Origin of the sequence: Neopararhizobium haloflavum, assembly GCF_002750855.1 — a bacterium.
Lineage (GTDB): Bacteria > Pseudomonadota > Alphaproteobacteria > Rhizobiales > Rhizobiaceae > Georhizobium > Georhizobium haloflavum.
Window position 1 is genome coordinate 188,756 of sequence record NZ_NWUC01000005.1, and the last position, 19,862, is coordinate 208,617.

The window sequence follows — 19,862 nt, forward strand, 5'->3', positions numbered from 1 at the left end:
CCATGCGGACACCGCTCGCGCAATCGGTCTTCGGGCTGCTTCTCGTCACCGGCACGCTGCTCGGCGCCACGCCGCCACTCGGCAAGGCGGCCACAGCGGCCGGTGCGCCGCCGCTGCTCTGGGCATTCGTCATCTCGTTCGGCGCCGGCGCAATCCTCCTCGCCGGCCTTCTGGCAACCGGCCGCGGGCTCGGTCTGACGCCCCACAAGCTGCGTTTCTATCTGCTGGCGGCGATCGTTTCCTATGCCATCCCGAACGTCTTGCTGTTTTCCGCTGTGCCGCACCTTGGCGCCGGCTACAGCGGCATCATGTTCACGCTCTCGCCGGTGATCACCCTGACCATGTCGATCGCGCTCGGCGTTCAGCCACCCAATCGGCTCGGCATCATCGGCATTGCCGTCGGCTTCATCGGTGCGCTGATCGTCGCCACGACGCGTGGTGCTGCCGGCGCGCCGGCCAGCATAGGCTGGGTCGTGGTCGGGCTGATGATCCCGATCAGCCTCGCCGCCGGCAACGTCTACCGCAGTTTCGACTGGCCGGCCGACGCCGGTCCGACCGAGCTTGCAGCCGGCAGCCACCTTGCATCCGCCGCGATCGTCTTTGCCGGCCTCTTCCTGACCGGTGACATGGCATCTTTCGCGCTGCTTCCGACGATCCCGTGGATCACGCTCGCACAGATAACGAGCGCGGCGGCGATGTTCGTCTTCTTCTTCCGCCTTCAGGAAGTCGGAGGCCCGGTCTATCTGAGCCAGATCGGGTATGTCGCCGCCGCAATCGGCCTTCTGGCCGGCATCTTCCTTCTGGGAGAACGCTACGCGGCACTGACATGGGTCGGAGCGCTTATCATTGCCGCCGGCGTCGCGCTCACCACCCGGGCCCAGCGGAACGCACAATAAAACGCCTCACGAAGAGCCGCATCGGGCTGCCTCCAAGCTTGAGGCGAATGGCAGAGCGCAGCGGCGGCTGACGCATCGGGTCTGGATATTGATGTCGCATCTGGGGCTTTTCCTCGCGCCCCCAACCCGACGAAACCCGCTTTCGATACGAAACGCGAGATAGAAAGTTTCACAGTCGTCATCACGAGAATGTGAATTTCACTATATTGATGAAAATTTAACTTTGTCAGTGCGTTAGCCACGATCCCTGAATCGGTTTGTGATCGGATATCGCCGGTCCCGGCCGAAATTCTTGCGCGTGATCTTCACGCCCGGCGCCGACTGCCGGCGCTTGTATTCGGCGATGTAGAGCAGATGTTCGATGCGGTGCACGAGCGCCTCTTCATGTCCGCGCGCGACGATCGCTTCCGTCGACATCTCGCCCTCCACGAGACATTCCAGGATATCGTCGAGCACATCGTAATCCGGCAGCGAGTCCTGGTCGGTCTGGTTCTCGCGCAGTTCGGCCGAGGGCGCCTTGTCGATGATGCTTTCGGGGATCACGACGCCCGCCGGCCCCATGGCGCCGGCGGGCCGATTGGCGTTGCGCCAGCGTGACAAACTGTAGACTTCGCTCTTGTAGAGATCCTTGATCGGATTGAAGCCGCCGTTCATGTCGCCGTAAAGCGTCGCATAGCCGACCGACATCTCCGATTTATTGCCTGTCGTCACCACCATCGAACCGAACTTGTTGGAGATCGCCATCAGGATCGTCCCGCGGGTGCGGCTTTGCAGGTTCTCCTCCGTCACCCCCTCCTCGGTGCCTTCGAACATCTGGTCGAGTGCGGCAAGGAAGCCCTCCACCGGCTCGGCGATCGGCACGATGTCGTAACGGCATGCGAGCGCTCTTGCGCACGCCTCCGCGTCGCTGAGCGATGTCTTGGCGGTATAGCGATAGGGCATCATCACCGTGCGCACCCTTTCCGCACCGAGCGCGTCGACCGCAAGCGCCGCACAGATCGCCGAATCGATGCCGCCGGAAAGGCCAAGCACCACCTGCTTGAAACCGTTCTTGTTGACGTAGTCCCTGAGGCCCAGCATGCAGGCGCGGTAGTCGGCCTCCTGGGGCTGCGGCAGCGCCTCGATAGGGCCGGACCGGCAGACCCACCCTTCGACGCTGCGCTCCCAGCGCGTCAGCACCACCGTCTCGTCGAATTGTCCGAGCTGGAAGGCAAGTGTCTTGTCGGGGTTGATCGCGAACGAGCCGCCGTCGAACACCAGTTCGTCCTGGCCGCCCACCTGGTTGGCATAGACCAGCGCCAGCCCGCTTTCGATCACCTGCCTGATCGCCACCTGCTGGCGGACGTCCATCTTGCCGCGATAATAGGGCGAGCCGTTCGGCACGATCAGCAGCTCCGCGCCGCTCTCGGCCAGCGTCTCGCAGACATCGAGGTCGCCCCAGATGTCCTCGCAGACCGGCAGGCCGATCCGCACGCCGCGAAAGTCGACCGGCCCTGGCATCGCGCCGGGCTGGAACACGCGCTTTTCGTCGAACTCGCCGTAATTGGGAAGGTCCACCTTGTCGCGCGTCGCCGCGACCCGGCCACCGTCGAGCAGCGCCACCGCGTTGTAGCGGCCATGGGCGTCAAAGCGCGGATAGCCGATCACCACGCCCGGCCCGCCGTCCCCCGTATCGTCCGCAAGCGCCTCGAGCGCGCGCGCCGATGCCGCGAGGAACGCCGGCTTCAGCACCAGGTCTTCGGGCGGATAACCGGACAGGAAGAGTTCGGTGAAAACCACGAGGTCGGCGCCCTGCTCCGCAGCCTCGCGTCGCGCCCGTCGTGCCTTTTCCAGATTGCCGGCGATGTCGCCGACGGTCGGATTGAGCTGCGCGATGGCGATGGAAAGCGTATCGGTGGATGCGGTCATTGCGAAAACTCATGCCTTGTCGTCCGGTCCGCCTGCTCTAGCCCGGTTCATGCCCGGACGGAAGCCGCCGACCGGAATGGTCGTTGCTTGAAGTGAAAAGCTTTACGCTGAATTTACCCCGGCTGCGCAATGTGGGCTCACAAGCACAACCGAGACCATCGATGTTCCTGCGCCTCCAACTCAATCGCGCCCCTCCGACGGGCGCGGCAAAAAATGCCTTTCGCATCATCGCGCTGACGGTGTGTCTTGCCATCCTCTATATCCTCGGCACCCGCGCCAGCATTCTCTTCGCCGATCTCGTGGCCGACGGCTCGATCCGCAAGAACTGGGTCCCGTTCTGGCTGCCGTCAGGCCTCGCGCTGGCCGCTGTGATGCGCTTCGGGCCGGCCGCCCTGCCGGGTATCTTCATCGGTTCGTGTCTTGCCAATCTCTCGCTCAAGGCGCCGTTTGCGATCGCTGTCTGGCTCGCCGCCGTCAATGCGTCCCAGCCGTTGCTGATCGTCGCGCTCTTGCGGCGCTGGTCCGTCCCGGAAAGCCCGTTTCTCACCGGCCGCGGCGTCGCCTGCTTCGTCGCCGCGACGTTCATCGGCTGCTGCCTCTACGGCGCCGTCCTCGGACCGGTCGGCTTTGCAATGGCCGGCTGGATGAAGCTCGGCGCCTTCCCGGTGGAGTGGATGCGCTGGGCTCTCGGCGACATCACCGCGATCTTGATCCTCACCCCGATCATCCTCATCGCGCTTCACCCGTGGGCTCAGCCGCGCGGCGACATGATCATGACCGAAACCTTCGCCGTCATGCTGATTGGCGCGGGCCTGGTCGCCGTCGTGTTCAGCGACATGCTCGTTGGCGGCCCGCTGCATCACCTCTCGCTGGAATTCTTGCTGTTTCCACTGATCATCTGGGCGGCGCTGCGCGGCACGCTGCTCACCACCACCTCCCTCGTCTTCGTCATGTCCGTCGCCATTGCCGTGTGCACCGCCTTCGGCCATGGGCCGATCAGCAACGCGGCACCCTCGCGTGAGGCGCTGATCATGCTGCAGGCGTTGATAGCCGTCCTCGCCGTCACCGGCCTTCTGCTCACTGCCACCAGCGGCGAGCGCCGCTTCAGCCAGGCGCGGCTCAAGGAAACGCTGGAGGGTCTTGATCACCTCGTTCGCGCCCGCACCGCCGCGCTCGACAATGCCAATCGCCGCCTCGCCATGGAAGCGGCACAGCACGCGCAGATTTCCCGCATCAATGAAGGCCGCAGCCGTCTGCTCCAGAAGCTGACCACAGGCGAGCGGCTGGAATCCCTGCTGTCGACGCTGGAGCGGGAAATCGAACGAACGGCCCCCGACTGGAAGGTCCGCATCGATGTCGGCGCGACGTCGAAGCGGTACCGTCACGTCGCCGCCGCCGGCGTCGAGCGGCATGATATCAAAGGCGCCGAGGGTCGTGTCCTGGCGTTGATGTTCATCGAACGTCCGATCGGACGGGCGCTCAGCGAGCAGCAGGTCGGCCTCATCGAGGAAAGCGCCGATCTCGTCCGCCTCATCGTCGAATTCAAGGCCAATGAGCATCGGTTGCAGCGCCTTGCGCGCTACGACACGCTGACGGGTGCGCTCAATCGCGGCGCGTTCTCGGCCGAACTGTCCACCCTGATGCAGGAGATCGACGGTCCGGCCGGCACGCTCAGCCTCCTCTATGTCGACCTCGACGGCTTCAAGGCGGTCAACGACACGTGCGGCCATGCGTTGGGAGACACCATCCTGAAGGAAGTCGTCGAGCGGTTTCAGGTTTTGGCCGGCCCGCGCGCGGTCATCGGCAGGCTCGGGGGCGACGAGTTCGTCATCGCCCTCCCACGCATTTGCGACCGCGAGCTTGTCTCGCTGATGGCCGGGCGGCTCGTCGATTGCTGCGCAAGCCTTTCGACGGGCGATGCCGCGCCGCCCATCACCGCCAGCATCGGCATCGGTCGCTACCCGGTCAACGGGACGACTGCGACGGATCTGCTGATCGCGGCCGATACCGCCATGTACAGCGCCAAGCGCGCCGGCGGCAGCCGCTACGTCTTCTCAGACGCGCAGATCGATCCGCGGGAATGCCGAGCCGCCGGCTGATCCTTGCGAGCGGCGCCCGCGCCCTGCCGTCAATAGAGCCCCAGCCGATCCTCACCCCTGTCGATCATAAGCGGGATGATGAGGTCTTCCTCGTCCTCAAGGTGCCGCAGCAGGCCCGCAAGGAGCCGTTCGGCCTGCTGCCCGTAATCCTCGCTCGCCCGCTTCAGTTGATCCCCGCCTGCCCGCAATCCCTCAAGGAAGCCACGCGCAGCGTGCGCATTGGCTTTCAGCAGATCGTGAATCAGATGATGGTCGGAATCGAGGATGTCGAAGCCGCGCTTGAGGCGTGGATCGGCCGCCGCGAAGGCAGGAAAGTAATGCTGGTCCTCGATCTGATGGTGCCCTTCGAGCTGCGACAGGAAGAAATTTAGTCGCGGCACGAACCAGCCGGCAAAGGCATCCGGCGCCATCCGCCCTTCTTTCAGGTCGTTCGTCGTCGTCACCAGCGCCCGGCCGAGTTCGCGGAACATGTCGTGCCGCTGCAGCCAGAACGAACCGGTCTGCCCGATCGTGTGATCGCGATGCCATCCCTCACGCGGATATTTGGCGAGAAGCACCCTGAGGTCGTCCGGCAGGCCGGAGCGGGCATAAAGCGTTTCGTCGGACATGGGATGCTCGGTTCGTCAGTTGAAGAAGCGAAGATATAGCGCGGCGAGCCAGACGGACCCGGACAACATCACCGAGAAGAGGACGGCAGCCGATCCGCAGTCCTTGGCGATCTTGATCTCTTCCATGTAGTTGCGCGAAAGCCCGTTGCAAACCGCCTCCACGGCCGTGTTGAGCAGTTCCACGATCATCATGAAGACGACGACCCCGATCAGCACCAGAAACATGACGAGGCTGTCGCTGATCAGCGCGGCAAGCGGCACCGCGATGGCGAAGAGGATCAGTTCCTGCTTGAACGAGGCCTCGTGGCCGGCCGCATAATAGATGCCGGCGCACGAGTGCCGGAATGCGTGATAGATGCGCTGCATGCCTTCCCCCGCGTCGACGGCCCTGTCTAACGAGGTAGCGGCTCCGCGCTGAACACGCAATTACCGCAATGGGCGACGTCATGCCCACCCTGCGCGCCGCAGTCAGTGAAACGCATAGGCATCCATCGCCAGCGCCCCGAATTCGTTGCTCGCGTGGATCGCGTCGGCTCGCCAGCCAGCGTTTCGGTTTGCCGCGCCGATCGCGACGAAGAGCGGCATCAGATGCTCGGGCGTCGGGTGGTTGCGCGCCGCGTGCGGCGCCTGCTCCAGCCAGCCGGTGAGCGCCTGTTCGTCGCCCGCCCGGATGCGATCATCCATCCACGCGGCAAATTCCGCCACCCAGTCCGGCACGGGCGCATCACGCCGGCCGGCACGCAGCGCCTTGAACGCTTCGCCGAGATTGTGCGTGAACGAGCCGGACCCGATGATCAGCACATCCTCCCCCCGCAGGTCGGCCAGTGCCCGCCCGAGGCTCATGTGGTAGGCGGCATCGCGGCCCGGATCGACCGAGACCTGCACGACCGGAATGTCGGCTTCGGGATAGATCAATGACAGCGGCACCCAGGTGCCGTGGTCGAAGCCGCGATCGCCGATGGTCCGCGCCTTGAACCCCTGCTCTGTCAGCCGTCTGGCGATGTCTGCGGCCAGCCCCGGCAAGCCGGGTGCCCCATAGCGTATCTCGTAGAGCTTGCGGTCGAAGCCGCCGAAGTCGTGGATCGTCTCGGGCATCGCATCGGCCGTGACGGCGACACCGCCCTCGACCTCGAAATGCGCGCTCACGACGATGATCGCGCGCGGCCGCGCAATGGTCGCGGCAAACCCCTTCAGGAACGTCGCAGCGGCCGTATCTGCGATCGCCGTGTCCGGCGAACCATGGGAAATGAAGATTGTCGGCAACGCATCCATGTCGTGCACTCCTTTGCCTCGAAATCTAGGCGAAGAAGCATGTTCACAAAAGATGGGATAAGCGCCACGCAGCGTTCGCAATTTGAAGACGATCAGCCATTCCCGACCGATTGAGCCACGCCGTCGGCGATATCGTAATAGTCGCCCTTCTCACCGCAGAAGATGTGGCGCGCAATCGTCATTTCCGTTTTGCCGTCTAGGCTCCCGGCAAGAATCGAGGTCGTCGTGCTTGCCTGCCGCTTCCAGAAGAGCGCCGAGCCGCAGTGGCGGCAGAACCCGCGTTGCGCGACGTTTGATGCCGCATACCAGGTGATATGCTTTTCACCGGTCACAACGAGGTCGCTGTCCGCCGCGGCCGTCGCCGCGAAGAAATGGCCGCTCTGTTTGCGGCATTCGATGCAGTGGCAGGCGATGATCGCGCGCAGCGGCCCGCTGACGGTGTAGCGCACCCGTCCGCAGGAGCATGATCCGGTCCTGATCCCATCGCTCGCCATAAGGCCGATGGTGGCCCCAACAGGCCGGAAAGACTTGCTCGAATGCGACCTCCAGCGGTCAGTCGCGGCCACTTACCCCGGCTTGGGAGAATGTCGCCATGCCCGAGTGACATTGGGCCGCCGCCTTGACGATCCCGGCGGCCAGAGCCGCGCCCGTTCCCTCGCCAAGCCGCATTCCAAGGGCGAGCAGAGGCGTCTTGCCGAGCTTCTCGATCGCCTTCATGTGTCCCGGCTCGGCCGATACATGGCCGATCAGGCAATGGTCGAGCGCCTTGGGATTGGCCTTGTGCAGAACCGCCGCCGCGGCTGTCGCGACATAGCCATCGATGATGACGGGGATCCGCTCGACCCGCGCGGCGAGGATCGCGCCGGCCATTGCCGCCAGTTCGCGCCCGCCAAGCCGACGCAGCACTTCTAGGGGATCGCCGAGATGCGCCTGGTGAAGCGTCACCGCGCGCTCCACTGCAGCGACTTTGCGGGCCAGCGTCTCGCCTTCGGCGCCGGTTCCCGGCCCCACCCATTCCGCAGCCGTCCCGCCATGAAGGCCATGCATCACGGCCGCTGCCACCGTCGTGTTGCCGATTCCCATTTCGCCGATGCAGATCAGGTCGGATCCGCCGGCGACCGCCTCCATGCCGAAGGCCATCGTCGCTGCGCAGCCGCGCTCGTCGAGCGCCGCTTCCCTGGTGATATTGCCTGTCGGCATGTCGAGCGCCAGGTCGAAGACCTTGAGGCCGAGGTCGTGCGCGATGCAGATCTGGTTGATCGCTGCCCCGCCTGCGGCGAAATTCGAAACCATCTGCGCCGTCACCGCGGCCGGAAAAGGCGAGACACCTTCTTCCGTGACGCCGTGGTTACCGGCGAAGACAGCGACCAGCGGGCGGTTGACGGCCGGCGGACGCCCCGTCCAGGCTGCCAGCCACTCGGCAATCTCCTCCAGCCTGCCAAGCGAGCCTTGCGGCTTGGTCAGATCCTTGTCTCGCGCCCTGACGGCTTCCACCGCCGCCATGTCCGGTCCCGGCAGCGTATCGATCAGCGTGCGAAAATCGTCGAAGGGCATTCCGGTTGTGGCGGCCATGGCACTTTCCTGTCGAGGGAGGTTCGGAGAAGCGGACCCACCTCTGGTAAAAGCTTCGTCGCTCCGCCACAACAGCGAATACGGCGCCTCGGTCCTCCCGCACGCCGGAAATCCCGCTGAACCGGAGATGTCACCGCATGCGCGCCTTCATCACCGACATCGCGCGCGCCGTCGCCTTTTTGAGCAGGCTGCCGGTACCGGCCGGCTTCTTTGTCGGTGACGACGGCAGGCTGACGAGGGTCGTTCGCGCCTTTTCTCTGGCCGGCCTCATCATCGCACTTCCCCAGGCGCTCGCAGCCGCGGCGCTCATGGTCATCGCGGCGCCTGATCTGGTATCGGCGGTGCTTGTTCTTTTCGTACTGGTCCTGACAACGGGCTCGTTGCACGAGGACGGTCTGGCCGACACCGCCGATGGACTGGGCGCGGGCGGCGACCGCGAGCGCGCGCTCGCGGTCATGAAGGACAGCCGCACCGGCGTATACGGCGTTGTCGCGCTCGTCTTGACGCTGGCGCTACGCGCCGCCGCGCTGGCGGCCCTATTCGCGATACTGCCGCCGACGGCGCTCGTTCTCGTGCTTTTCGCCGCCGCCTGCCTCAGCCGCGCGGCGATGGTCTGGCATTGGCACATGCTGCCATCGGCGCGCACCACCGGCGTGGCAGCAGCCGCCGGCCGGCCCGACCCCGGCGCCGCCCGGCTCGCCCTTGCATCAGGCATCGTGATCGCCGGCTCTCTCATTGTCCTTGCCATGGGCCCGGTCGCATCGCTTGTTCTGCTCGCGGCCGCTGCATTGGCGCTCTTCAGTTTCACCAGCCGCACGCGTCGTCGTCTTGGCGGCCATACCGGCGACACGATCGGCGCCTGCCAGCAGATCGTCGAAACAGCCTGCCTCGTGTGTCTCGCCCTTTTGGTCTGAGATGAACGGTTGCGTGCTGCGCCTGCCCGACCCTATATCGATGGAGCCGACCGGCATGGTGCCGGCCGGCGATTGAGAAAGAGGCAAACCGGCGCCCCCCGTGTCCATCGAAAGCCCCTGCATCCTCGTCTGCGCGATCGACATGAAGACCGGATATTGCTTCGGCTGCGGGCGTACCAGCGCCGAAATCGCCGGTTGGATCGGCTATTCGCCGGAACTGCGCCGCGCCGTCATGGCCGAACTGCCGGCCAGGCTCGCCAAGCTCGAACGCAAGCCCAGGCGCGAGACGAAACGCGCTCGCATCGCCCGCGAACGCGGAGAGATTTGAGAATGCGGCGCGGCAATTTCCTCTTCTATGCCGTGATGGGCATTCTTGCCGCCGGGCTCGCCATTCTGTTCTTCAACCACGGTGCCGGCACGAGTTTTGGCCTCGCCAACGACGAATTCGCCCGCCTCGTGATGCTGGTCGCGCTCGTCGGCGCCGGCGTGGTGCGGCGCGGCAATCTCGGCGAGGCGGCGCGCAACGCGCTGATCTGGCTGGTCATCATCCTGGCTCTCGCCACGCTCTATCTCTACCGCTATGACCTGCAGGCCGTCGGCACGCGGCTTTCCGCCGGCCTCATGCCGGGAAGCGCCGTCACCCGGCAGACCGCCGAGGGTGAAACCGAGGTGATCGTGCGCAAGGGCCTTGGCGGTCATTTTCAGATCGAGGCGGAGATTGATGGCACACCAGTGGATTTTCTCGTCGACACCGGCGCGACGACGATCGCGTTGACCTATCGCGACGCTGAGCGACTTGGCCTCGATCCGCAGACCCTTGCCTTCAGCCGCACCGTCATGACCGCCAACGGGCCGGCCCGCGCCGCGCCGGTCCGCCTGCGCCAGATCACGATCGGCCCCATCGTGCGCCATGACGTGCGCGCGACCGTCTCCGCGGAAGGCGCGCTCGGCCAGAGCCTTCTCGGCATGAATTTCCTCGGCGACCTCTCCTCCTTCAGCATGCAGCGCGACGAACTGGTGCTCACAGACTGAGGAAAAACCGCGCGGCCACCAGGAACAGGAAGATACCGAGCAGCACCTCCAGCTGGCGCCGGCTCAGCCGATGCGCCAGATTGGCGCCCACCGGAGCCATCAGCATCGATCCCGGAATCATCATCGCCGCTGTGATCCAGTTGACGTAACCCGTGGAAAACGGCGGCAGGCCCGCCTCGCCCCATCCCGCGATGATGTAGCCGATCATGCCGGGAATCGCGATCAGGACGCCCACCCCGGCTGATGTCGCAACGGCCTGATGCACCGGGCGGTTGAAGCTGGTCATGAAAGTGTTGTTCAAGACACCGCCGCCGACCCCCATCAGACCCGACAGAAGTCCGATCGCCACCCCCACCAGCCATGTATAGGGATTGCGCGGCAGGTCGTTGCCGAGCCGCCAGCTCTTGCGGTTGAGCACCATCCGCACGCCGATCACGACCGCGATTGCGGCGAAGATTCCCCTCAGCGCCTCGCTCGACGCATAGGCCGCGACCCCCGAGGCGAGCACGGCTCCGAGCGGCACCGCGATCGCCCAGTTCCTCAGCAGCGCATCGTCGACCGCTCCGCGCTTGCGGTGCGACAACATCGAGCGCACCGAGGTCGGCACGATGATCGCGAGCGACGTGCCGACGGCCACATGCATGCGCACCGCATCGTCGATACCGACCAGGCCGAAGACCTGGTAGAAGACGGGAACGAGGATGGCGCCGCCGCCGATGCCGAACAGCCCGGCGAGCACGCCGGCGACGGCGCCCGCGCCGGCAAGCGCGATGGCGAAGAATATCAGATCCTCAAAGGGCGGCATGGGTCCATCGCGGCTTGCGGCTGAAAGGCGGGAGGCCCGCCCCTTCTAGCGTGCGTCATGCGCCCCGGCAATTGCGCGGTGCCGATGGGTCCCATGCGCTGGCGGAATGTTCGCGTCGGCAAAAAACTTTGAACCGGTGAGGAACACTCGCATATCCGGCTAGTTCCGACACTGCCAGGTAGCGGTCACGGGAGCCCGGCAAGGACTGCGATGCAGTCCCGTGACGCGTCATGCGCCTTCAGGCGCCCGCCAATTGTCCCGCACCTGGCCGTTGAACGACAACAGCCAGCAAGAGGAGACGAATGATGGCTGAGATGCGCGATCTTTATCCCACCCGAAAAGGCACGACCCCTGACATCCGAAGCCGTCAGGATCCGGTCGTTTATTCGGAATGGAGCGAAGACGCACCGCTCACCAGGGGCGAGTACGAATCATATCGCGACAACGGTTTTCTGTTCATGCCCGGCCTGTTCAAGGCGGAAGAGCTCAAGAGCCTCCTTGATGAGTCTGCGCGGCTGAGAACCGACACATCCCGCCTTGAGCCCGAAACCCTCGTCAGCGAGCCGGATTCGGGCGACGTGCGCTCGATCTTCGCCCTGCATCGCCAGTCCGACGTCATGCAGAGCCTGGCCGCCGACGAGCGTCTGGCCGGCATCGCGGAGTTTCTTCTCGGCGAGGCGGTTTACATTCACCAGTCGCGGCTGAACTACAAACCCGGCTTTAGGGGCAAGGAATTCTATTGGCACTCCGATTTCGAGACCTGGCACGCCGAGGACGGCATGCCGCGCATGCGTGCCCTGTCCATGTCCTTGCTGTTGACCGACAACGAGCCGCACAACGGACCGTTGATGCTCGTGCCCGGCTCGCACCAGACCTTCGTCGGCACGGTTGGCGCAACGCCGGAGGACAACTACAAGTCTTCCCTCAAGGCCCAGGAAACCGGCGTACCTGACGATGAAAATCTTGCCAGGCTCTACGAGCGCCACGGCATGTCGACGCCGACAGGGCCGGCCGGCTCGCTGCTGATCTTCGACTGCAACACCCTGCACGGATCGGCATCGAACATTTCGCCGCTGCCGCGATCCAATGCGTTCTTCGTTTTCAACGCGGTTTCGAATAGACTGGTGGCGCCCTTCGCCGCGAAGGAGCCGCGCCCGGAATTTATTGGCGCGCGTCGTCACACGGATGTTGTCACGCCCACGCGCCGCAACGCCAAGCCGCTGGCGGCCTGAAAGGTCGCCCGTGGGCGATAAACACATCGGCGCGCCCATCCGGACGCGACCAGGGGTTGAACGGTGGTGCCGATCCTGCGATTGGTCATCCACCGTTCGGCAGTCCGTCCATCGGGGACGGACGCTTACGACGGGAGGATCGATCGGTCATGGATAAGAAGACGGGATCATTCAAGGTCGTCGACGACAAGGGCAAACAGCACCGGGTCGACGAGTATCACGACGTCATGGCGAGCGGCGCGCTCGGCATGCGCCATCACGTTCTGGAAGACGGCCGCAAGGTCACCAATCTCGGCGATGGCCGCTTTGCCATCGACGTCACACAGGAAGTTCTGGTTCTCGCCGACGAGCCTGAGCCGGCCTGATATCGCTATCTGAAGGATTGGCGGTCGGGACGTGCCCGGCCGCAGAAAGCGCGCTTGTCACGCGCCGTGATACGCTTCAGATCGCCTGCGCCGCCGCATCGAGCGGTTGCCTGTCCCCCGCCCAGCTCTCTCGCGCCATTGCCATGATGGCCCCGATCTCCTCGGCCGGCACGCCCGCACCCATTTCCTGGGCCGACAGATCGTCGTCGTGGAAGATGTAGAGACGCGAGGCAAACTGCCCGAACGGCAGAGACGCTTCGCCGAAACGCTCGCCGTTGCCACTGGTCGAAACCACGACGCCGTGGCCCCAGTCCTGCCCGCTGTCATTGTTCGGATTGAAGAAATAGACCCGCATGATCCCGTCATGATCGAGCGCGGCGCGGATGATCGAGATCGCGTGCCAGCCAACGAAGACGCCCCGGCTGTCCGTCACCGCGATGCCTGCCGGCTGCGGGTGGATGACCGGCTGATTGCCGTTGTAGAGCGGATGATACGACGCGTGGAACCGCGCAAGGAAAGCGGCGTGGTCCTTCATCATCCCTGTCGCGACGTCGACGGCGATGTGGAACGAGCGGCTCACCCACCATCCGTGCAACTCCGGATTGATCCAGCGATGCGGGTCCTCGCCGCGGTCGCCGCATCGGCGTCCCATCTCGGCATAGATCCTGTCGAGATGCGGCACCAGCAGCACCGAGACAGGGTCGGTATCGAGCGGCGTCAGTGAGGTCAGCCCTGCCGGCAGCTCGGCGCTGTCGAGCAGCTGCCCTTCGAAATGCATCACCATCCGGTCCGACAGCGCCACCCGCGCCACAAGATAGAACAGGTAGTCGGGATCGTTCAGCGCCCACATGGACAGCGCCCGCGCTGACTGGCAGGTTGGATTGTTGCCCTGCCCGATGCCGAGTGGCTGGCCCAGAAGGTCGATGAGGCCGGCAAGCAGGAAGGCCCGCGGCGTGCAGGCGCTGCCGAACGCGGCTGTCATCGTCGCGGCCGTATGCTCTGAGACGTTGATCGACAGCATTCGCCAGAGCGATGGCGCGATCGGCGGTGAATAAAGAATGCCCCGCTCAAGCATCAGCGCCAGGCCGAGCAGCGTCTGCCCGGTCGCCGGATGAATGGCCTCGCGGATGATGGCGATGATCAGCGGCTCGTAGCAGCGATAGCCGTCGAGTCCCGTGCTGCTCAGGCCCAGCGCGTGCGGGATGAGGTTGGTCTTGTCGGTCTCGATCAGCCACTGCACGAACGCGGCGTGGTAGTCGGAAACAAGGCCTGTGTCGTGCATCGCACGGGCAAAACCCGTCGCTTCCTTCAGATGAGCCAGGGAATCGCTGTGATCGAGCCGGCTGCGATAGCGCTCCACGCCGACATCGTCGGCCGAAAGCCGCGTCGGGCCGAACAGCGCGCTGATCAGGCGGTCGGCGCCGAGCCGCATCTCGCCGCCATGCACCGCGTCGCCTTCCAACACGACGGCGATCTGGACGATCATTCCCTTGACGTGGCCCACTTGCAGCGGCCGCTGCTCCAGTATGCGCCAGATCTCGTCGATCAGGATGCCGAGAATGTCGTCGGTGCCGATCTTGTCGAGCAGGAAGGCGAAGACGGCGTCGACCGTCTCGCCGATCTCCTGTTTACCCGCCTGTACGCGGGACGCTTCGCTCGTGGAGCCGAAAATGCGCTCCAGATTGAGCGCCAGCACCTGTGTCAGGAAGTGTTGCGCCTGGTCACCCGGCAGGCCGGACACCGAATGCGCGCCCTTTGCCACGGCCAGGAACCGCAAGAGGCTCAGACATTCCAGGATGATCGTCGCGCGTTCGCCGTAGCGCAGCGTGTTGCCGACGAGACGCGGCAGAAGTCCCGCCGGCTTGTCCCAGTCGGTGCCGCCGAAAATGCCTGCATCGTCGAGACGGCCCGCCCGCTCGTAAAGCGCGGCAACACCGCCTGGCCGCATCAACAGCCGTCGCGCCTGATCGAGCACGCGGCTGCGATAGCTGACCTTGGCGAAAGGCGCGGCCCGCTCCAGCTGTTCGAGCGCATAATCCAGGCGGGCGGCGAAAGCACTGATGTCGAAGGCGTCGCTGGATGTCATGCCTACCCCTTGCCGGCCATTGGCTCGGCACGCGGCTTTGCTGCCGCGTCCTTTCGCAAAAGCGCCAACCGGCGCGGCGATTCGCTGTCCCCGTCACCGCACAGCGTGCGCCGGCCGGCTGCCGAGGTCAAACGTAGAAGTCCAGTTCTTCCTGTCTCTTCAGGAGCTCCCGCATCTCGTGCGGGTCCTCGCCGAAGAAATAGACGAGACCCCAATGTGTTCCAAAAGCGGTGCGCTTCGTGACCTTCTGCTCCATCGGCGGAGCCAGTTCGTGGAACTCGAAATAGGGATGGTCCTCGGTCTCCTCCGGTATGTCGAGGTCGCTGACGACGCGGCGGCGCGGATAGACGCCGAAGCATCCGGCGTGCCCCGATGCCCCTTTCACCGGCTCGGGGAAGAAGGCGTCCATTTCTTCCTGCGTCGTCTTGGGGTCGAAAGCCAGAACCAGCGCCTGATAGGCGTTGAACCCATAGGCCCGCTCCATCAGTTCGAACGCGTTGAACCCCGGCGGGCGGTAGGCCACCTCGCCGAAATAGAGCGTGCCGTCATTGGTGACGAAGTATTCCGGATGGATGAAGCCGAAGTCGATATCGAACACGTCGATCAGCTTTTCGATCTGTTCGGTGATGCGCCCGCGCCATTTCTCGAGCTCCGGCGTCGCCGGCACGAACACCGAATAGCCGAGCGTCACATACTCCGAAATGTTCAGGAACTGGATTTTCCGGTCCTTGATCCAGGCCTCGACCGCGAATTCCCAGCCGTCTAGGTGGGATTCCAGCAGCGCCGGGAATTCGTCGTCGGAGATCGCGTCGACATCGTCGGCCGTGCGGATCACGCGGTGCCCGAGGCAGCCGGCCTTGTCGAACGCCTTCATGTGGATCGGGTCGTTGACGTCGCCTTCCAGCTTCAGCAGCGTCTGGTTGACGCGCTTCAGGAAACGGATGACATCGGACTTGTCCATCGCCTCTTCGAAGATCCCGACCCGGATGCCGCCAAGCTGCGCGCGCCGCTTCATCAGCGACTTGTCGCGGAAAAGCATCGACTGGCCGAGGAGCCGCGGATTGTTGAGCAGCACGGAATTGATCGCGCCGGCCCATTCCACCGTCTCCTCGAAGAGCGGGATGGCGACGTCGACGCCCATGTCCTTCAGCGTCTGCGCGATCTCATGCGACCGGTCGTTCAGCCGCTCGAAATTCCAGCTGATGAACGGAATGTCGTGTTCCTTGGCATAGGACTCGGCCCATTCCGGCGCCACGATGACATAGCGGCGGTCGAACCGCGCCATCGCATCGATCGCTCTCAGGCTCCAGCCCAGTACGGCGACATATCCTTTGTCGGGGTTCTTCTCGGCCATCTAAACTCCTCTAACAAATAAAATTCGGGCCCACGACGGAGCCCGCTCGTATTCTCATTCGAACTTTATGCTGTTGCTCGAATATTAGCGCACGCCATCAGGATTTTCAACATGTGACGCTGGGAATCGTTTTGTGATGAGTCTGCGGAAAAGCAGCGCAACAGATCGATTATAATTCAACCGATGGCGCATTATTCTTTCATGACGTTGCGATTCACTACGATGCACAATCTGTGGTTGATCGCAGATGCACTATCGAAAAATCCGCGTTGTCGGCCTCATCGCTGTCGGCTACGGATTTTTCCTTTCGTCCTTGGAACAACCCGCGAGGCCAAGCCAATGCTCTACGCCATCCTTTGCTACGACCACGAAGCGGTCACCGGCGCATGGTCGCAGGAAGAAGAAGACGCCGTGATGGGCCGTCTCATGACGGTTCAGAAGGGTCTTGAGGCAGAAGGCCGTCTCGGGCCGGTCGCACGGCTCATGCCGACGACGTCCGCCACCACCTTGCGCAAGTCGGCCGAAGAGCCGCTCGTCATCGATGGGCCGTTCGCCGAGACGAAGGAGCAGTTCCTCGGCTTCTACGTCGTCGAATGCGAGAATCTCGACGCCGCCCTCGACGTCGCGCGTGACCTTGCCAAGGCCAATCCGGGCAACGGCGCCTATGAGATCAGGCCCGTCATGCTCTATCGACCCAATGAAACGAAAGCCGAAACGAGATGACCGCTGACCCCGCCTGGATCGAGAAATCGCTGACCGCCGCACGCCCGCGGGCGGTTGCCGCGCTGCTTCGCTATTTCCGCGATCTCGACCGGGCGGAGGAAGCCTTCCAGGAAGCCTCGCTCAAGGCGCTGTCCGCCTGGCCGAAAAACGGTCCGCCGCGCGATCCGACTGCCTGGCTCATCTTCGTCGGGCGCAACGCCGGCATCGACGCCGTCCGCAAAGTGGCACGCCACACCGAGTTGCCGGACGAGGATGCGATTTCAGATCTGTCCGACGCCGAAGCCGACATGGCCGACCGGCTCGACGACGGACACTACCGCGACGATATCCTGCGTCTCCTCTTCGTGTGCTGCCATCCTGATCTGCCGGCAACGCAGCAGATCGCGCTGGCGTTGCGGATCGTCTCCGGCCTCAGCGTTGCCCGGATCGCCCGAGCGTTTCTCGTCAGCGACAGCGCAATGGAGCAGCGCATCACCCGTGCCAAGGCAAAGATTGGGCGTGCCGGTGTCGCTTTCGAGACCCCCGACGCGGATGCGCGCGCCGCGCGGCTCGGCGCCGTCGGCGCCATGATCTATCTCGTCTTCAACGAAGGCTATTCCGCCCGCGCCAGCGACCTTGCAGGCGGCGGCAAGGACGAGGACGCCCGCCGGTCCGCGGCGCTCTTCGCCGAGGAGGCGATCCGTCTGGCGCGGCTCCTCACCGGCCTTTTCCCCTCCGAGCCTGAGGTCATGGGCCTGCTGTCGCTTCTGCTGCTCCAGCATGCGCGCAGCCGCGCCCGCTTCGACGCAAAGGGCGAGATCGTTCTTCTCGAGGATCAGGACCGGGGGCTTTGGGACCGGACCATGATCGCCGAAGGCCTCGCCATGATCGACAAGGCGATCCGCCACCGCGCCCCCGGCCCCTATCAGATCCAGGCTGCCATCGCCGCGCTTCACGCCCGTGCGCAGCGTCCCGAATTGACCGACTGGGCGGGGATAGACCAGCTTTACGCGACGCTTGAACGCATTCAGCCCTCGCCCGTCGTCAGCCTCAGCCGGGCGGTCGCCACCCACAAGCTGCACGGTGCGCAAGCGGCCCTCGCCGCGATCGCGCCTCTCGCCGACCGGTTGGCGGGCTACTTCTATTTCCACGGTCTTCGCGGCGGCCTTCTGCGTGAACTCGGCCGCATCGACGAGGCCCGCGAAGCCTTCGACCGCGCCATCGCGCTCGCCACCACCACCGCCGAGGCCTCGCACATCCGCCAGCATCTCGACGGACTTTGCGCCGCGCCTCAGGCGCCGAAGACGCGGTAGCGCTCGAACATCTGGTGCAGCGTCTTCTGGCTGTGGATCTCCATCTTGGCCATCGCCGACTTCAGTTGCTGCTGCGCCGTTCCGGGCCGGATGCCGCGCGCCGCCGCATGGTCCGACAGCGAGACGTCGCCAAGCACGGCCGCCACCGCAAGCGATTCCGCGCGCGAAACGCCGAAGAGACCGCAGAACGCAATCACCTCTGCCTCGTCGGGGCTTTGCGCTCGGTTCAGTTCGCTGACCGTCACGATGAGATGCCGCGCAGGCGCTTGATGTCCGCCGGGAAACTGCGGCTCGTGCCGTTCCGCCCGCAGCACATACCGTCCGGCCGTATCGGGATCGCGCAGCAGCATCGGCCCGCCGGTCTCACCGCGCACCGCGCAAGCGATGAAACGTTCAAGGCGCGCCCGCTCGCCCCGGTTCGCGACCGCCAGCTGATCGTTGTGCAGCAGGAAGAAGCCCTGCCCCAGCAATCGGCGCGCCTCGGCGTTGGCATCGATGACGCGCGCGCCGCGCATCAGGAACAGCGCCGTGTTGAGCCGCTCCAGCGCGCCCATCGCCAGGTCGCGTCCAAGACTGATTTCGTGCCGCGACCTGGTGATCGCGAACGCCCGCAGCACATGGCGCGACAGCGCCGCCAGCAGCGCCGTCTGTCCGGGATCGAAATCCTCCTCGGCCCGGCGCGTCGATATTCCGAAAAACCCGATGCAGCCGGGCAGGCTTATGTTCGCCCCGCCGATCCGGTGGACCTCAAAGCGCGGCAACAGATCCTGGTGGATCGGGCTGACCTTCGCCTCCTCGGGGCTGACATAGGCCCGCTCGTCGGTGAACGCGCCGAGCGGCCGGGCCATGACGCGCGGCACGCGGAAGTCCATCGGCGAGAAATCGTTCAGATAGATCGGCGCGAAATCCGGGTCGCCGGAGAAAAGATTGACATAAGCCGCGCTGCCGTCCTGCGCCGCGAGCATCATGTGCACCGTTCCGCCCTTGACCAGGTCCGACAAGGCCACCGCGGCGTCCGGCCAGCCTTCCGGCGCGGCCGCAGCCTCGTAGATCTGATGGATGATCCTGTCTGTCGCGTCCAAAGGTGCCCCAACCCCCGATCCGATCGGGGCAGTTTAGCGGGAAAAATCGCGACCTGAACAAAAAAATCCGAAAGCTGTCGGATATCACTGCCAACGCCCGTCCTATGGCCGACAAGCACGATATGGGAGTTTGACCGATGACCGAGACCGCCGCACGCCCCGCCAGCCACGAGCTGACCCTGACCCGCCTGATCGACGCGCCCCGCGCCAGCCTCTATCGCTGCTGGACCGAGCCGGCGCTGATCCGCCAGTGGTTCGTCCCCGCGCCCTGGACCATCGCCCACGTCGAGACCGATCTTCGCCCCGGCGGACGCAGCTTCATCGTCATGGCCGATCCCGACGGCAACGAGCATCCCAATGACGGCGTCTATCTCGAACTCGTGCCAAACGAGAAGATCGTCTTCACCGACGCTTTCACCGCCGGCTGGGTGCCCACCGAAAAGCCGTTCTTCACCGGCATCGTCACCTTCGAGGAGGAGGACGGCAAGACGCGCTACACGGCAAGGGCCCGTCATTGGCGCCAGGAGGACATGGAGGCGCACGAGAAGATGGGCTTCCACGAAGGCTGGGGCGTGTGCGCCGACCAGCTCGCCGCCCTTGCCGCCCGCATCTGACGTCTTCC

General features: G+C 64.7%; 20 protein-coding genes. 10 read left to right on the forward strand and 10 right to left on the reverse strand.

Annotated features, from left to right (window positions below; all coding sequences use genetic code 11):
• Window positions 1–2: 2 nt before the first annotated feature.
• Window positions 3–896 (forward strand): DMT family transporter, encoded by an 894-nt coding sequence (locus CN673_RS12645; protein ID WP_099866694.1) that lies wholly within the window; start codon window positions 3–5, stop codon window positions 894–896.
• A gap of 234 nt (window positions 897–1,130) precedes the next feature.
• Here CN673_RS12645 and CN673_RS12650 read toward each other — a convergent pair whose 3' ends face one another.
• A complete protein-coding gene (locus CN673_RS12650) occupies window positions 1,131–2,804 on the reverse strand; it encodes an NAD+ synthase (protein ID WP_099866695.1) in 1,674 nt (557 codons plus the stop codon).
• Window positions 2,805–2,965: 161 nt separating this feature from the next.
• On the opposite strand from CN673_RS12650, the gene CN673_RS12655 reads away from it, so the two are divergent.
• The gene (locus tag CN673_RS12655; RefSeq protein ID WP_099866696.1) at window positions 2,966–4,903 is read left to right on the forward strand and encodes a diguanylate cyclase domain-containing protein; all 1,938 of its coding nucleotides are present in this window, start codon (window positions 2,966–2,968) and stop codon (window positions 4,901–4,903) included.
• 29 nt (window positions 4,904–4,932) lie between these two features.
• On the opposite strand, the gene CN673_RS12660 is transcribed toward CN673_RS12655, so the two are convergent.
• The 5 genes from CN673_RS12660 to cobT form a co-directional block, all read right to left on the reverse strand.
• Window positions 4,933–5,511: a hemerythrin domain-containing protein gene (locus tag CN673_RS12660; RefSeq protein ID WP_099866698.1), complete on the reverse strand. Its 579-nt coding sequence runs from the start codon at window positions 5,509–5,511 to the stop codon at window positions 4,933–4,935.
• Between the two features lie 15 nt (window positions 5,512–5,526).
• Entirely contained in the window at window positions 5,527–5,877 is a 351-nt protein-coding gene (locus tag CN673_RS12665) for a diacylglycerol kinase (RefSeq protein ID WP_099866700.1), read from the reverse strand.
• Between the two features lie 102 nt (window positions 5,878–5,979).
• A complete protein-coding gene (locus tag CN673_RS12670) occupies window positions 5,980–6,783 on the reverse strand; it encodes a DODA-type extradiol aromatic ring-opening family dioxygenase (RefSeq protein ID WP_099866701.1) in 804 nt (267 codons plus the stop codon).
• A gap of 92 nt (window positions 6,784–6,875) precedes the next feature.
• Window positions 6,876–7,277 (reverse strand): GFA family protein, encoded by a 402-nt coding sequence (locus CN673_RS12675; protein WP_099866703.1) that lies wholly within the window; start codon window positions 7,275–7,277, stop codon window positions 6,876–6,878.
• A 58-nt stretch (window positions 7,278–7,335) separates the two neighbouring features.
• A complete protein-coding gene (cobT, locus tag CN673_RS12680) occupies window positions 7,336–8,355 on the reverse strand; it encodes a nicotinate-nucleotide--dimethylbenzimidazole phosphoribosyltransferase (protein ID WP_099866705.1) in 1,020 nt (339 codons plus the stop codon).
• Window positions 8,356–8,492: 137 nt separating this feature from the next.
• Between cobT and CN673_RS12685 the strand changes: the two genes are divergently transcribed.
• The 3 genes from CN673_RS12685 to CN673_RS12695 all read left to right on the forward strand — a co-directional run bounded on the left by CN673_RS12685 (window position 8,493) and on the right by CN673_RS12695 (window position 10,301).
• Window positions 8,493–9,269, forward strand: a complete 777-nt coding sequence (locus tag CN673_RS12685) for an adenosylcobinamide-GDP ribazoletransferase (RefSeq protein WP_099866707.1) — start codon at window positions 8,493–8,495, stop codon at window positions 9,267–9,269.
• Window positions 9,270–9,375: 106 nt separating this feature from the next.
• The gene (locus CN673_RS12690) at window positions 9,376–9,597 is read left to right on the forward strand and encodes a DUF1289 domain-containing protein (RefSeq protein ID WP_280951181.1); all 222 of its coding nucleotides are present in this window, start codon (window positions 9,376–9,378) and stop codon (window positions 9,595–9,597) included.
• 2 nt (window positions 9,598–9,599) lie between these two features.
• The gene (locus CN673_RS12695) at window positions 9,600–10,301 is read left to right on the forward strand and encodes a retropepsin-like aspartic protease family protein (RefSeq protein WP_099866709.1); all 702 of its coding nucleotides are present in this window, start codon (window positions 9,600–9,602) and stop codon (window positions 10,299–10,301) included.
• Here the strand turns inward: CN673_RS12695 and CN673_RS12700 are convergent.
• Window positions 10,291–11,106 (reverse strand): sulfite exporter TauE/SafE family protein, encoded by an 816-nt coding sequence (locus tag CN673_RS12700; RefSeq protein WP_099866710.1) that lies wholly within the window; start codon window positions 11,104–11,106, stop codon window positions 10,291–10,293. The two genes, CN673_RS12695 and CN673_RS12700, sit on opposite strands and share 11 nt — an antisense overlap.
• A gap of 305 nt (window positions 11,107–11,411) precedes the next feature.
• Here CN673_RS12700 and thpD point away from each other — a divergent pair, with 305 nt between their 5' ends.
• Window positions 11,412–12,338 (forward strand): ectoine hydroxylase, encoded by a 927-nt coding sequence (gene thpD, locus CN673_RS12705; protein WP_245409893.1) that lies wholly within the window; start codon window positions 11,412–11,414, stop codon window positions 12,336–12,338.
• 149 nt (window positions 12,339–12,487) lie between these two features.
• Window positions 12,488–12,703 carry a hypothetical protein gene (locus CN673_RS12710; RefSeq protein WP_099866712.1) on the forward strand — a complete coding sequence of 72 codons (216 nt, stop codon included), beginning with the start codon at window positions 12,488–12,490 and terminating at the stop codon, window positions 12,701–12,703.
• A gap of 76 nt (window positions 12,704–12,779) precedes the next feature.
• Here CN673_RS12710 and CN673_RS12715 read toward each other — a convergent pair whose 3' ends face one another.
• Complete coding sequence (locus tag CN673_RS12715) at window positions 12,780–14,789, reverse strand: hypothetical protein (RefSeq protein ID WP_099866714.1); 2,010 nt, start codon at window positions 14,787–14,789, stop codon at window positions 12,780–12,782.
• Window positions 14,790–14,916: 127 nt separating this feature from the next.
• Window positions 14,917–16,143, reverse strand: coding sequence for an ATP-grasp domain-containing protein (locus CN673_RS12720; RefSeq protein WP_099866716.1), 1,227 nt, complete (start codon window positions 16,141–16,143; stop codon window positions 14,917–14,919).
• A 339-nt stretch (window positions 16,144–16,482) separates the two neighbouring features.
• Here CN673_RS12720 and CN673_RS12725 point away from each other — a divergent pair, with 339 nt between their 5' ends.
• Together CN673_RS12725 and CN673_RS12730 are read left to right on the forward strand one after the other, a co-directional pair.
• On the forward strand, window positions 16,483–16,866 hold the full coding sequence (locus tag CN673_RS12725) for a YciI family protein (RefSeq protein ID WP_099866718.1): 384 nt from the start codon (window positions 16,483–16,485) through the stop codon (window positions 16,864–16,866).
• Entirely contained in the window at window positions 16,863–18,158 is a 1,296-nt protein-coding gene (locus CN673_RS12730) for an RNA polymerase sigma factor (RefSeq protein WP_099866719.1), read from the forward strand. The genes CN673_RS12725 and CN673_RS12730 overlap by 4 nt, the downstream gene beginning before the upstream one ends.
• Here the strand turns inward: CN673_RS12730 and CN673_RS12735 are convergent.
• The gene (locus CN673_RS12735; RefSeq protein ID WP_099866721.1) at window positions 18,137–19,240 is read right to left on the reverse strand and encodes a helix-turn-helix transcriptional regulator; all 1,104 of its coding nucleotides are present in this window, start codon (window positions 19,238–19,240) and stop codon (window positions 18,137–18,139) included. The genes CN673_RS12730 and CN673_RS12735 overlap by 22 nt on opposite strands.
• A gap of 137 nt (window positions 19,241–19,377) precedes the next feature.
• On the opposite strand from CN673_RS12735, the gene CN673_RS12740 reads away from it, so the two are divergent.
• Window positions 19,378–19,854 (forward strand): SRPBCC family protein, encoded by a 477-nt coding sequence (locus tag CN673_RS12740; protein ID WP_099866723.1) that lies wholly within the window; start codon window positions 19,378–19,380, stop codon window positions 19,852–19,854.
• Window positions 19,855–19,862 lie beyond the last annotated feature (8 nt).